Origin of the sequence: Thermoanaerobacterium sp. CMT5567-10 (assembly GCF_030534315.2) — a bacterium.
Classification (GTDB): domain Bacteria; phylum Bacillota; class Thermoanaerobacteria; order Thermoanaerobacterales; family Thermoanaerobacteraceae; genus Thermoanaerobacterium.
In genome coordinates, this window is the sequence record NZ_CP130558.2 from 457213 (window position 1) to 470575 (window position 13363).

The following is a 13363-nucleotide window of genomic DNA, read 5'->3' on the forward strand; positions in this document are numbered from 1 at the left end:
ATTATTTTTGCATACTCGGAGCATTATACAAAAAATCTTTTAATACGCTATAAAAATATTCCATGTCGCTGTCTGTACCGATACTAACTCTAAGAAAATTATCAATTCTCGGTTGATTAAAATAACGAACTAAGATATTATTTTCCCTCAATTCATTAAACAACTGTAATGCATGCACTTCAGGGTGGCTTATAAATATAAAATTAGCTTTTGAATCTAAAACCTTAAAACCTAATCCTCTGAGTTTCCTCGATATCATATCCCTTTCAATAATTATTTTATTTCTAATTTTTTCAAAATATTTTTGATCTTTAAATGCTTCTTCTGCAGCAATAAGAGCTATTCTGTCTACAGTATATGAATTAATAGAGTTTTTTACTCTACTAATTCCTTCAATCAGATCTTTATCCCCTAAAGCTATACCTATACGTAATCCTGCTAAAGAGCGCGATTTTGAAAGTGACTGTATTATAAGTATATTTGGATATTTATTAATAAGATTTATTGAGGATTCTCCACCAAAGTCAATATATGCTTCATCAATAATAACTATTTTATTAGGATTTTTTTTAAGTATGTTTTCTATTAAATCGACTTGAATTACAATACCAGTAGGTGAATTAGGATTTGCTATAATTATACCATCGTTAGCTTCATAAAATTTTTCTATGGGTATATTAAAATTATTATCTAGAGGTATTTTCCTGTAGTTAATTCTAAACAATGAAGCATATACCTGATAAAAATCATATGTAATATCTGGGAAAAAAATAGTATCCCCTGGATTAAAAAAGGCTAAAAATGAAAAAGCCAATATTTCATCTGAACCATTTCCGACAAAAATTTGTTCTTTTTTTAAGTTATAATAATCAGCAACTGTTTTTTTTAAACTATTACAAGTTGGATCTGGGTATAAACGAAGATCTTCATTAGCGGCATTTTTTATTGCTCTAATCACTTTTTCTGAAGGAGGGTATGGGTTTTCATTTGTATTTAATTTAATAAAATGTTTATCTTGTGGTTGTTCACCAGGAACATAAGGTTCTATTTTTTTAATGATATTACTCCAATATTTACTCATATAAAATCATCCTCCCACTATAATCTTTGATTTTCTTTTAATATCTCACTCATTCTCAGATTCTCACGATCTTCAAAAAAGCTCTCATGTATATAAATGCTATTTATTTATGAATTTTACATGTGATAGGTAACCCAAATAAGCTTCTATTATTTTTTCCCATATTTTGGCCTATGGATTCCACTTAAGCTCATGTGGCATACCCTCCCATGTCTCACAGGATCTTTGTCCTTAATTCCTTCGTTCTGCCTTACATGAGGTGGATGTCAGTTATGCTCCCTTGCTGGGTCTTAAGCCCTTATGGTGAAATTACCAACCTGACAATTCCGGCTCTCTTTGTCAATCTTCCAATTTTTAAATTGAGTTTTAAAACTTTATTTACTTTATTTTTGGCACCGCTTAATTATCCAAACCATCGCAGGAGCAATGCTGTCAAGGGTCAGCTTTGTGAAGTGAAACACAGCAAAGCTGACCCTTGACTGACGAGGGACTGCGGTGTATCATCACTACAGCGGTGCAAATATTTCCTTAGCTTCAATCTCTGATATCTTTGCAGGCGTTGGAAATTCTTTTAATGTTATCAGTGCCTCTTTCCCTTCCCAATCTGCAAAAACTTTATTAAACTCAGGAAAGTATATATCAAGCCATCTTGCAACCCAGTTCTTTATCTTATTTAAGTCCTTTGTAAGCCTTTCCATTATGTCCACTGCAATTCTAAGTTCGCTGTATACACCCTCAGGTATATTAGGTTCAACATATCTTCCATCTTTAACTAGCATTGCAATTGTCTTAGGGTCTTTCCTGTCATTTTTAGTTGGCGAGTTATCATCAAATTCCTTACTTCTCTTTACGTGGAATGGATTTACCAGTACTACCTTATGGCTCTTATCTCTAAGAAACTGTGCAAAGCAGAGCCAATAATGGCCTGTTGGTTCCATACCAACCATCAGATGCTCTTTGTTGCTTTTATTCATAATCTCTGCAGCCCATTTAAAGAATTTTTCCATTCCATCAATGTCATTGCTAAATTCAATACGCTTACCGTATTCTATTCCTCTAAAATCAAAAGCTCTGGCGTGGTGTGTCTCTTTAGCAATGTCTACACCTACAATTAATGTCTTTTCTGTTATTTGCAATATCTTTAAATTTTGGTTATACTTCATATTAGGTACCTCCTTGTTATTTGAGAGTCGTGCTCATGAACAATCGACATCTTGTATTTTATCAGGAGGTACTTTCTATTTCAAATCTTATATTTTTTTATTACAGGAATGCTCCCTTTAGTTTTTATAATATTGGGTAAAAATATCTTTTTAATATATAATGCCAATAATTAAACTTTCAACTATATAAAACATCGATACATGCATATTTGATGCACCAATTGCTTTCATAATACCAATTTCCTGACACCTCTTGTATATTGATATAATCATTGTATTTGAAATACTTGCGATTGATATTAATGATACAATAACGGAGATAATTATGATAAAAAGATATATATATCTAAATTATCCGTCAATCATTTTAAAATATCCTTTTGTGTAAATACAACTGCTTTATATCCTGTATTGCTAATCAATTTGTTAAATTCAGAGTTATTATCTATGATTCTGCTGCAAAAAGTCTTTTTTCTTGATTTATATGAGATAAAGCATTTTTAATATTTCATAAAATATAATAATTTAAGCTAGCTAAACATTAAAATATGCAATTTATAAATTAAAGAATTACATAAAACTATCTAAAGATTAGTTTTTGCAGTGAAATCATAGGTATATTTTATAAACCATATCAAGAAGCTAAATAACCTTCCGATTTGCCATCATTTTACCATGGGAATTTTTTATTTTCTACTACATTTTTCTGTAGTCTTTATTGTTTTCTAAATCAACCATAAATAAATTAGTCTATTTCCACCAGATGCATTTGAATTGCCTTGACTATTGCTTCTCTGGTACTTAAAACACCCAATTTCTTAAATATGTTTCTTTTATGATAATTTACAGTATTAATACTTATTTTAAGTTCTGATGCAATTGCTGAGTCCTTGTATCCTTTAGTAATCAGCTTTAAAATTTTTAATTGTTCTTTGCTAAATTTGATTATGTTAGTTCTATCTTTATTTCTAATTATTTTTTATACTCATTTTCAATCTGGTATACCAATAATTCTGTTAATGCAACCATTTCTTCTGCCATATCATGTTCTATTGTCGATACATCAAGATACCCTATTGTTTTTTCATCTATAATAAGCGGTGATGCAATGCAATACCACTTTTTCAATATGCCGCAGTAATGGTCTTGTGGCGTTAAAAATACACACCTTTTTACATTTATCGCCATTGAGATCGCATTCGTTCCTAAACTATTTTCCGTAAAATATGTACCAATTCTAAATCCAAATTTATCTATGTACCTATATACATTATTATTACATAGTAAATTTAAAAGACATCCATCTTGATCGGTCAATAAAAACATATATTTTTCTTTTACAGCATCTATAATATTATCAATGCAATTTCGAAATATGTTAATAAGTTTCATATTTTCATTCAACTTGACTTTTAAATCTTTCTTACTTAAAGTTACAAGTGGAAAATTTATTGAATCTTTAAGACCAATACTTGCACATCTTCTCTTTGAAAAAAGTATTTCTCTGTACAACTCTTTGCTATTCATAAAACTCACCAACTAACATTTTACAAACTTCTTAAATAATTTATTATTTCTACAAAATTGTTAAAATTCCTTCTACAATAAATATTTATCATATTCATATTTTAATTTTAATTTAAAAGCAAATATCTTTATCCTCAACCAAAAAATAAGCTTAAGCACAGAAAAATCATGTTAATTGTGCTTAAGTTTTTTTTACGAGTATTTAGTCAATATCCTTTCTGCTATGACTTCCATAGGAAGAGTTGAGTCCATGCTCATCTTCCTCATTAAAGTATAAGCTTCATCTTCATCTAATTTTTTTACTTTCATCAACAACCCTTTAGCTCTCTCTATTTTCTTGCGGGCTTCTATTTGCTTTTTTAAACTTTCTATTTCATGTTTTAAGGATAAATATTTTTTATGATTTTCAATTACAAATTCCGTTAGACTTAATAAAACAGCTTTATCGATTGGTTTTAGCAAATACGCAAATACTGAATAGTTTTTTACTTCTTCAATAAAACCTCTTTGAATAGTCTGCGTCATCAATATAACTGGTGCTACATTATCGCTATCTATGATATGTGCTACCTCATATGCATTCATCCCCACAATACCCATATCTACCAAAACAAGATCAGGCATCAAGGAGCGAGACAGCCTGACTGCGCTTCCACCATCTCTCGCTTCATAGACTAGATGACCACTAGACAACAACATTCCTTTTAAAATATTTCTGCTGTAATCATTGCTATCAGCTACTATAATGCGCCATTGACTCATGGAAACACCTCACTTTAAAATTTAGTAAGGTATTGGTCTATCTCCCACCTCGTAACAAAAGTCTTGTACGAATTCCACTCAGACCATTTTGCCTCAATATATTTATTGTATATATGTTCACCCAATGCATTTTTCATGACTTCATCTTTTTCTAAAATAACTAAAGCTTCCTCTAATGAATCAGGTAATTTATCTATATTTAACTTTTTTAGTTCCTGCTCATCCATTTCATATATATTCTTGTCAACAGATGGTGGTGGCATTATTTTATTTCTTATGCCATCAAGACCTGCAGCTAATGAACATGCTAATGCTAAATACGGATTATTAGACGGATCAGGCGACCTAAGCTCTATCCTTGTTGAATTTCCTCTTTTAGCAGGTATCCTAATCAATGGGCTTCTGTTTCTTCCAGACCATGCAATATAAACAGGAGCTTCAAAACCTGACACAAGCCTTTTATAGGAGTTAACTGTGGGATTTGTTATACATGTAAGTGCCTTTGCGTGTTTCAAAAGTCCACCAATGTAATAATAGCAATCTTTGCTAAGCCCCATTTGAGCAGATGGATCGTAAAATGCATTTTCACCGTCTTTCATAAGCGATTGATTTAAATGCATACCTGAACCAGCAATGCCATAGACAGGTTTAGGCATAAATGTAGCATGAAGTCCGTGTTTTTGTGCAATTATTCTTACAACCATCTTAAACGTCATGACATTATCTGCTGTTGCAAGTGCATCATCATACTTAAAATCTATCTCATGTTGTCCTGGCCCTACTTCGTGGTGTGATGCCTCTATCGCAAAACCCATTTCTTTTAATGTAGAAACCATTTCCTTACGAGCACTTTCGCCTAGATCAACAGGAGCCATATCAAAATACCCGGCTGCATCCTGAGTAATTGTAGTAGGATTTCCTTTTTCATCAGTCAAAAATAGGTAAAATTCACATTCTGGTCCCACATTCATTGTGTAACCTAGTTTTTTGGCATCTTCTAAATTTTTTTTGAGAACATACCTTGGATCGCCTTCAAAAGGCGTACCATCGGGATTGTATATATCGCAAATAAGCCTTGCCTCTACACCACTGGTAGTTCTCCATGGAAATATTACAAAAGTATCGGTATCCGGCCTTAAATACATATCAGATTCTTCGATTCTGACAAATCCATCTATTGATGAACCGTCAAACATTATTTCATTGTTTAGAGCTTTATCCAGCTCTTCAATAGGAATTGAGACGTTTTTCATAACACCAAAGATGTCGCTAAATTGCAGATGGATAAATTCAACACCACGTTCTTTAGAAATCCTCAATACATCTTCAGCACTGTATTTATTTCCCATAGCCATCCTCCTTAAATTAAAAATAGGTGTACTCAACTAAAGGTTGCATCTCACCTTTCCATTGAGGACACCATTGCCCATCTAAATATAAGACTTTACAAAATTATAGCACATAAATTACCGCACAACAAGATGATATTTTTATGACACGGTTTCATTCGTCCTTTTTAACGAGTTCCACATCTATGCCATCTATAACTCCAGAGATTAGGTTAAAAAGCCATGCACCAAGTGCACTGAAAAGTGACAATATAATCCCATAAATTATACCAAAAAGGAGCCCTCCAAAAATGCCCATACCAAAAAACCTAGCATCCCCTACACTCCCTAACAGACCACCTATTAAGCCAAATATAGCTCCTATTATGATACCGTATAGAAATGTAAATTTGAAGACTGACAAAGCAGAGATTTTTTTGATTTTATAATTCCACATATATCCACCCCTTTCTATGTAGTTCTTCAACTATGCAGCTACTCTATAATTATATTATAACATAATTTTCTTATGCAAGTACAAAAATTAATAAACTTATAAATTTTTAAAAAAATTACTATATCCATTCAAATTGAATCGAACAAATCATAATGGTAATACTATTCTTTGAGGTGATTGTATGAAAAATTATCACAAAATATTGTATTTCTTATTAATTGTTGTAGTAATATTTCAATTACCAGCTTGTAAAAATAATCAGAAGAAACCAGTGCCACAAAAAAAGCCAAATACGACTCAAAAAATGTCTACGCCAAAAGAGCTTACAAAAATAGAAAATGATATTGATACAATAATAAAAGAATGTCAAAAGCTGCAAGAATCACAAAAAAGTGAAACTGACAAATTATCTGTATCAGCATTAGCACCTCAAAATCAGCAGCAAGGAGGCAAATCAACTAGCAAGGGCGGAAATAAGCAAAAGCAGCAAAAAGAACCACCTGAGAAAAAATCATGGAGTACAATTGATAAAACAGTCAAGGACATACATACAAATTGGAATGTTCTGAGTCCTATAGCAGCAAAAGCAGGTGCAAGTACAGATTTATTAAACAATGTAAGCACCGCCATAAATACTTTGACAACAAAATCCACAAATAAATTATTAAATGACACGATGATTGCTGCCAATAATGTTTACAAATATATACCTGAAATTGAAAATTATTTTAAGACAACATCACCTCCAGACATTAAAAAGCTTAGGTTTTACAACAGAGATATTGATTTTAATTCATCGATAGGAAAATGGGACGTAGCAAAGAAAGATATAAACGATCTAAAAGCAATCTGGAAAACTTTAAAAGTAAAACTTCCGAAAGATGCCAAAACTGCATCAGATAAATTTGACTCGGGCCTCAGTGAATTGGAAAAGGCAGTACAGGCAAAAGACAGCACGATCACAAAGATTAAATCGAATGTTCTAGAGTCAGATATTAAGTCACTTGAAAAAGCTTCAGGGTCAAAAAAATAACCTCAGTTTGGGGTTATTTTTATATAACCTTATTTTATTGACTTCATATAATAATAATGATATATTTTATATAACAAAAGTGCTTTATTACATTATATTATTGAATTCATATATTTAAGGAGGATAATAATGGGAGTCAATGTAGCAATTGTAGGTGCAACAGGCCTTGTGGGCAGAACTTTTATAAAAGTTTTAGAAGAAAGAAATTTTCCAATAGATAAATTATATCTATTCGCATCGAAAAGGTCTGCTGGTCAAAAATTATTATTTAAAGAAAATGAATACACAGTTGAAGAACTAACAGAAAATAGCTTTGACAGAGATATTAAAATTGCATTGTTTTCGGCAGGTGCAACTGTAAGCAAAAAATACGCACCTATAGCAGCCGAAAAAGGTGTTACAGTCATTGACAACTCCAGCGCTTGGAGAATGGATGATAATGTGCCACTTGTAGTTCCTGAAGTAAATCCACAGGACATAAAGTGGAATAAAGGAATAATCGCCAATCCAAACTGTTCAACAATTCAAATGGTAGTTCCCCTGAAACCTCTTCACGATAGATACAAAATAAAGAGAATTGTAGTTTCAACATATCAAGCTGTATCAGGTGCAGGTAAAAAAGGTGTTGATGACCTTGAAAGAACATTGAATGGTGAAAAAAATCAGTGTTTCCCATATTCAATTGCAAATAACTGTATTCCTCACATAGATGTATTTTTGCCTGATGGTTATACAAAAGAGGAACTAAAAATGATAAATGAAACAAAAAAAATCATGGGGGATAATTCCATAAAAGTATCACCTACTACAGTGAGAGTACCTGTAAAAAATTCACACAGTGAAAGTGTCAATATAGAGTTTGAGAAACCATATCAGATGGAAGATTTAAAAAAAATTTTAAGAAATGCACCAGGAGTCGTTCTGATGGATGATCCTGAAAACAACATCTATCCAGTTGCAACAATTGCAACAGGCCATGATGAAGTCTTTGTAGGTAGAATTAGACGTGATGAAACAGTCTACAGCGGATTAAATATGTGGATTGTAGCAGACAATATTAGAAAGGGTGCTGCTTCTAATGCTGTTCAAATTGCTGAGTTGCTTATAAAATAAAGCCACTCATTATAGGAAAGGATGATTAAATTATGCCAGTATTTAAGGGCTCGGGTGTCGCACTCGTTACTCCTTTCACCGAAGATGGAGTTAACTTTAATAAGTTAGAGGAACTTTTAGAATGGCATATAAAAGAAGGTACAGATGCTGTAATAATATGCGGTACTACTGGTGAATCTTCAACAATGACAGAAAAAGAGAGAATGGACGCAATAAAATTTGCAGTTGATAAAGTAGCAGGGAGAATCCCAGTCATAGCCGGCACCGGCAGCAACAATACAAAGCACAGTATCGAATTAAGTCAATATGCTTCATCTGTTGGTGCTGATGCTCTCCTTGTCATAACACCATACTACAATAAGACTACTCAAACAGGCCTTGTCAAACATTTTACGGAGATCGCCAAAAATGTCGATAAACCAATAATAATATACAATGTGCCAAGTAGAACAGGAATGAATGTAAAGCCAGAAACATACTTAGAAATATGTAAATACGTTGACAATGTTGTAGGTGTAAAAGAAGCCAGCAGCGATATCGTACAAATAGCGGAAATAGCTCGGATAATGGGCGATAAATTTGAGATATATTCAGGAAATGATGACCAAGTTGTGCCAATTTTGTCTTTAGGAGGAATCGGCGTTATTTCTGTCACTGCTAATATCGTTCCTAAAAAGATACACGACATGGTAATGTTATATTTAAATGGCGATATAAAAGCTGCAAGAAAACTCCAACTAGAATTAAATCCGCTTAATAGTGCGATGTTCATAGAAACAAATCCAATACCTATAAAGACAGCTATGAATCTTATGGGTTTTGGCGTTGGGCCATTGAGGCTTCCTTTAGTCGACATGAGTGAAAAGAATTTAGACACATTAAAATCCACATTAAAAGAATACGGATTGTTATAAGGAGGCCATATAAATGTTGAAAATCATTATAAATGGTTGCTGTGGAAAGATGGGTAGAGTAATTGCAAGACTGGCCTCAGAAAACCCTGAATTTGAAGTCGTTGCTGGAATCGATCAAAACACATGCCAATGCGAATTCCCTGTATATAAAAGCCTCGATGACGTAAAAGAGACAGCAGATGTAGTAATTGATTTTTCATATCATACCGCTGTACCGCGTTTACTTAAAGCTGCAATAGGTAAAAATTTGCCTGTCGTAGTTGCTACAACAGGTCTTGATGATGAAGAAATTAATTCTGTTATTGAAGCATCAAAATATATACCTGTATTTAGATCTGCCAACATGTCATTAGGCATAAATGTGCTTCTCAGTTTAGTTAAAGAGGCTGCAAAAGTTTTAAGCAATGATTTCGATATAGAAATATTGGAAATGCACCACAATATGAAAAAAGATTCACCAAGTGGAACTGCCCTTTTAATAGCTGACGCCATCAATAAAGTACTTAACGATAAAAAAGAATATGTATATGGCAGACACTCCAAGACGGATTTGCGGGATAAAAATGAGATAGGAATTCATGCTCTAAGAGGTGGTACTGTAGTAGGCGAGCATGAAGTAATTTTTGCGGGTCATGATGAAATTATAAAAATCAGCCATTCTGCCAGATCCAGAGAAATATTCGGCAATGGTGCTCTTTTTGCAGCAAAATTTCTAGTAAATCAAAAGCCCGGATTGTACGATATGGAATCACTTGTCAAGAAAGGATGATAATATTTGAGTTCAAAAGATGAAATGACAAATCCATATGAAATAGCAAAATTCATAAAGGAGTCAAAAAAATCGACTCCTGTAAAAGCTTATATAAGCGGAAACATCGACGTTGATGAGACAACATTTAAAGTATTTGGCAGCGACAATTTTAAGATAATCTTCGGAGAGCTAGATGATGTAAAAAAGCTTCTGGATGAAAATAAAGATAAAATTAAAAATTATCATTTAGAGTATGATAGACGCAATTCTGCAATACCATTGCTGGATATAAAAGACTTAAATGCCCGCATAGAACCTGGTGCAATTATTCGTGACAGAGTTAAAATAGGCAAAAACGCTGTAATAATGATGGGGGCAATTATAAATATAGGTGCTGAAATCGGAGAAAACTCTATGATAGACATGAATGCAGTTGTTGGCGCAAGAGGAATAATCGGCAAAAATGTTCATGTTGGTGCTGGCGCTGTCATCGCAGGCGTACTTGAACCTCCCAGCAGCATACCTGTAATAGTTGAAGACAATGTGTTAATCGGAGCAAATGCTGTATTGCTTGAAGGTGTCAGAGTCGGCCATGATGCTGTTGTAGCAGCAGGTTCAGTGGTCACTGAAGATGTACCTCCAAACACTGTAGTTGCTGGTGTCCCTGCAAAGATTGTTAAAATAAAAGATGAAAAAACAAAAGAGAAAACTAAACTTTTAGACGATTTAAGAGGATAAAAACCCGGTTTTCCCCGGGTTTTAAAATTCTATGCCGTATCTGGCAGTAATGCCTTTTTCATAAGGATGTTTTATGAGTTTCATCTCTGTAACAAGATCAGCATTCTCAACTAGCTCTTTGGGAGCATTTCTTCCTGTCAGAACCATTTCCATTGTATCAGGTTTTTCCCTCATAAGTTTAAGTACATCATCTACAGAATATATGTTATTATGTATTACCCCCATTATTTCATCCAATATGAGCATATCACATTCACTATTTTTTAAAATACTTTCTATAAATTCATAAGCTTTATGCATTTCATCTCTAAGTATGTTTTTTTCATCTTCATTCATTTGAAAGAAAAATTTTTCACTAGATTGAAATCGAAATACTTTAAAATTCTCATAATTTTTTAATATATGAAGTTCTCCAGTATCACGTCCCTTTAAAAATTGCACCATATATATTTTGTAATTCCTTCCCAATGCTCTAACACCAAGTCCAATAGCTGCAGTGGTTTTGCCTTTTCCATCTCCCGTATATATTTGAATGAGACCATTTTTCAATGTTTATCTCTCCTTTTGTTTATAATGTTTATTGTTCTGTTGAAATCATCTCATCTTTATTAGCTTTTTCCATCTTTGTTATTGATACCTCATAGGCTGTTCTTGTTATAATTTCATTATTTTCTCCTTTTTTTTGATATTCCCTACTTTGTACCCTTCCCCACAATTTTATACGATCACCGACTTTTAATTTTTCGCAAAATCTAGCATTTCTCCCCCATGCTATAACAGGAATATAATCAGACTTACTATATGGTCTATTGACAGCAATAAGCAAGTCAGATATCTCCCTTCCAAACGGAGTTGTTCTATAGATTGGATCTTTGCATATAAATCCATCTAAAAATATCTCATTGGGATTCTTTATGTATTCATCATCACTTACAACCATAATATCCCTTGCAAAAATAGTCAGTATTAACCTATTTTTCCCTCCATTTGGTGATTGCCTATTATATGATCTTAGCTGTCCTTCAATTTTTACTCTAGTACCAGGGCCTAAATTTATTCCTTCGAATAGCCTGTTTGATATAGTGATGGGAAGCATGTCTTTTACATCACTTAACCTAGGTACTTCAAGTATAAAATTGTAAAACTGCTCGCCATAAAGCTCATGACTAAATTCTAAGTCGTTAACAATTTTACCAGTTACATTAACTACATTATTCCCTAAAATATTACCTGCCATCTGTTTACTCTCCCCTTCCATCATGTGTACCTTCTTATTGATATTAATATTATTTATGAAGAGCATTTATGACAGGTTAGTTAAAATATTTAATCGTTTTACGGCGATATTAAATAATAAAAAAACAAACTTCATCAAATCACCCAACCTCAATATGAAATATTACGAAATAGTTCTTATGTAAAATTAATTATTGTCGGCATCAAAATACTCTTGCATTATTATTTTCCTCAATATTATATAAAATAATATCATTAATCTTGTTTTTTTGCAATTACTATTATAGAACTTTGTAAAATTTTATTGATTTAAATGCTGTCTTCCCTCATGATCGATATAATAATTTTCTTTATAAATAAGCTGGCTTATTGGAACTATTTGATACCCATTTTCTTTTAACTTATCTATAATATAAGGAAGTGCATCCGCTGTAAAATCACCATTATTGTGAAACAATATTATAGACCCTTTTTTTACGTTTGGTAATACTCTATCTATTATAGCCTCAGTATTGAGACCTTTCCAGTCAAGTGAGTCAACATCCCACTGTATCGTATAATATCCTAGGCTTTTTGCTGTTATAATGACTTTATCGTTGTAATCACCAAAAGGTGGTCTAAATAAATATGGTTTTTTACCCGTTAGCTTGACAATCTTTTCTTCATTAGCTTTTAACTCATTGACTATTTGGCTATCACTTAATTGAGTCATGTGAGGATGTGTATTGCTGTGATTTTCGACGTCATGGCCTTCTTTAGATATCTTTTTAACCAAATCGGGATACTTATCAACCCACAACCCCGTCAAAAAAAATGTAGCCCTAACGTTTTTGTCCCTAAGTATTTGCAATATTCTTTCCGTTTTATCGCTTCCCCACGATGCGTCAAATGAAATCGCAACTCTTCTATCAGGTATATCAACACTGTAGATTGGAAGTTGTCTATTAATATTTAAAAAAGTCCTAACTTGAGGTGGTATCCCATAATTAAAATATAAAACGGAGATAAATGCTAGTACAAAAACAGCGAATAAATTGACAATAACACTTCTCTTAACATAATATATTTTCACAAAAATAACCTCCCAACTATAATCTATAATAAATTTATTCCTTTGGGAGGTTATTATTACTACTTTATAGTAAGTTTAATATTTTCGACGGATCGCTCAAGTCCTTTAAAACAATATCTGCCTCTTTCACTGTTTCATAATTGCCAACTCCAATAGACACCATTCCTGCTCTATCAACTTCTACAATA

At 32.7% G+C, this 13363-nt stretch carries 15 protein-coding genes and 2 pseudogenes; 5 read left to right on the forward strand and 12 right to left on the reverse strand.

What is annotated here, in order from left to right; translation table 11 throughout:
- Position 1 precedes the first annotated feature (1 nt).
- From hisC to Q2T46_RS02550, 8 genes and pseudogenes are all read right to left on the reverse strand, one after another.
- Positions 2-1081: a histidinol-phosphate transaminase gene (gene hisC, locus Q2T46_RS02525; protein WP_303264403.1), complete on the reverse strand. Its 1080-nt coding sequence runs from the start codon at positions 1079-1081 to the stop codon at positions 2-4.
- A gap of 521 nt (positions 1082-1602) precedes the next feature.
- Positions 1603-2244: pseudogene (locus Q2T46_RS02530) on the reverse strand (transposase); the annotation flags it as partial.
- A 150-nt stretch (positions 2245-2394) separates the two neighbouring features.
- A complete protein-coding gene (locus Q2T46_RS15475; protein ID WP_399388506.1) occupies positions 2395-2586 on the reverse strand; it encodes an FtsX-like permease family protein in 192 nt (63 codons plus the stop codon).
- A 403-nt stretch (positions 2587-2989) separates the two neighbouring features.
- Positions 2990-3220 (reverse strand): response regulator transcription factor, encoded by a 231-nt coding sequence (locus Q2T46_RS15480; RefSeq protein ID WP_399388509.1) that lies wholly within the window; start codon positions 3218-3220, stop codon positions 2990-2992.
- Positions 3217-3771, reverse strand: coding sequence for a LuxR family transcriptional regulator (locus tag Q2T46_RS02535; protein ID WP_303264402.1), 555 nt, complete (start codon positions 3769-3771; stop codon positions 3217-3219). Before Q2T46_RS02535 ends, Q2T46_RS15480 begins: the two co-directional genes overlap by 4 nt.
- 192 nt (positions 3772-3963) lie before the next feature.
- Positions 3964-4533, reverse strand: a complete 570-nt coding sequence (locus Q2T46_RS02540) for an ANTAR domain-containing response regulator (RefSeq protein WP_303264401.1) — start codon at positions 4531-4533, stop codon at positions 3964-3966.
- 14 nt (positions 4534-4547) lie between these two features.
- On the reverse strand, positions 4548-5882 hold the full coding sequence (gene glnA / locus Q2T46_RS02545) for a type I glutamate--ammonia ligase (protein WP_303264400.1): 1335 nt from the start codon (positions 5880-5882) through the stop codon (positions 4548-4550).
- Positions 5883-6036: 154 nt separating this feature from the next.
- Positions 6037-6348, reverse strand: a complete 312-nt coding sequence (locus tag Q2T46_RS02550; RefSeq protein WP_311062311.1) for a hypothetical protein — start codon at positions 6346-6348, stop codon at positions 6037-6039.
- Between the two features lie 151 nt (positions 6349-6499).
- On the opposite strand from Q2T46_RS02550, the gene Q2T46_RS02555 reads away from it, so the two are divergent.
- The 5 genes from Q2T46_RS02555 (at position 6500) to dapD (ending at position 10867) form a co-directional block, all read left to right on the forward strand.
- Positions 6500-7351: a hypothetical protein gene (locus Q2T46_RS02555; RefSeq protein WP_303264398.1), complete on the forward strand. Its 852-nt coding sequence runs from the start codon at positions 6500-6502 to the stop codon at positions 7349-7351.
- A gap of 129 nt (positions 7352-7480) precedes the next feature.
- Positions 7481-8464, forward strand: a complete 984-nt coding sequence (locus Q2T46_RS02560; RefSeq protein ID WP_303264397.1) for an aspartate-semialdehyde dehydrogenase — start codon at positions 7481-7483, stop codon at positions 8462-8464.
- Positions 8465-8496: 32 nt separating this feature from the next.
- Positions 8497-9378: a 4-hydroxy-tetrahydrodipicolinate synthase gene (dapA, locus tag Q2T46_RS02565; RefSeq protein WP_303264396.1), complete on the forward strand. Its 882-nt coding sequence runs from the start codon at positions 8497-8499 to the stop codon at positions 9376-9378.
- Positions 9379-9391: 13 nt separating this feature from the next.
- Positions 9392-10147 carry a 4-hydroxy-tetrahydrodipicolinate reductase gene (gene dapB / locus Q2T46_RS02570; protein WP_303264395.1) on the forward strand — a complete coding sequence of 252 codons (756 nt, stop codon included), beginning with the start codon at positions 9392-9394 and terminating at the stop codon, positions 10145-10147.
- A gap of 24 nt (positions 10148-10171) precedes the next feature.
- Positions 10172-10867 (forward strand): 2,3,4,5-tetrahydropyridine-2,6-dicarboxylate N-acetyltransferase, encoded by a 696-nt coding sequence (dapD, locus tag Q2T46_RS02575; protein ID WP_303265826.1) that lies wholly within the window; start codon positions 10172-10174, stop codon positions 10865-10867.
- Between the two features lie 21 nt (positions 10868-10888).
- On the opposite strand, the gene Q2T46_RS02580 is transcribed toward dapD, so the two are convergent.
- The 4 genes and pseudogenes from Q2T46_RS02580 to Q2T46_RS02595 form a co-directional block, all read right to left on the reverse strand.
- A complete protein-coding gene (locus tag Q2T46_RS02580; RefSeq protein WP_303264394.1) occupies positions 10889-11416 on the reverse strand; it encodes a cob(I)yrinic acid a,c-diamide adenosyltransferase in 528 nt (175 codons plus the stop codon).
- 28 nt (positions 11417-11444) lie between these two features.
- Positions 11445-12104: a single-stranded DNA-binding protein gene (locus tag Q2T46_RS02585; protein WP_303264393.1), complete on the reverse strand. Its 660-nt coding sequence runs from the start codon at positions 12102-12104 to the stop codon at positions 11445-11447.
- A gap of 300 nt (positions 12105-12404) precedes the next feature.
- Entirely contained in the window at positions 12405-13175 is a 771-nt protein-coding gene (locus tag Q2T46_RS02590) for a polysaccharide deacetylase family protein (protein ID WP_303264392.1), read from the reverse strand.
- A gap of 64 nt (positions 13176-13239) precedes the next feature.
- Positions 13240-13362 (reverse strand): annotated as a pseudogene (locus Q2T46_RS02595) (beta-phosphoglucomutase); the annotation flags it as partial.
- Position 13363 lies beyond the last annotated feature (1 nt).

Coding starts and splice junctions, on each gene's coding strand:
- Q2T46_RS02585 (WP_303264393.1), bottom strand. CDS start 12,104: ATGGCAGGTAATATTTTAGGGAATAATGTAGTTAATGTAACTGGTAAA.
- Q2T46_RS02540 (WP_303264401.1), bottom strand. CDS start 4,533: ATGAGTCAATGGCGCATTATAGTAGCTGATAGCAATGATTACAGCAGA.
- Q2T46_RS02555 (WP_303264398.1), top strand. CDS start 6,500: ATGAAAAATTATCACAAAATATTGTATTTCTTATTAATTGTTGTAGTA.
- dapB (WP_303264395.1), top strand. CDS start 9,392: ATGTTGAAAATCATTATAAATGGTTGCTGTGGAAAGATGGGTAGAGTA.
- dapD (WP_303265826.1), top strand. CDS start 10,172: ATGACAAATCCATATGAAATAGCAAAATTCATAAAGGAGTCAAAAAAA.
- hisC (WP_303264403.1), bottom strand. CDS start 1,081: ATGAGTAAATATTGGAGTAATATCATTAAAAAAATAGAACCTTATGTT.
- glnA (WP_303264400.1), bottom strand. CDS start 5,882: ATGGGAAATAAATACAGTGCTGAAGATGTATTGAGGATTTCTAAAGAA.
- Q2T46_RS02535 (WP_303264402.1), bottom strand. CDS start 3,771: ATGAATAGCAAAGAGTTGTACAGAGAAATACTTTTTTCAAAGAGAAGA.
- dapA (WP_303264396.1), top strand. CDS start 8,497: ATGCCAGTATTTAAGGGCTCGGGTGTCGCACTCGTTACTCCTTTCACC.
- Q2T46_RS02560 (WP_303264397.1), top strand. CDS start 7,481: ATGGGAGTCAATGTAGCAATTGTAGGTGCAACAGGCCTTGTGGGCAGA.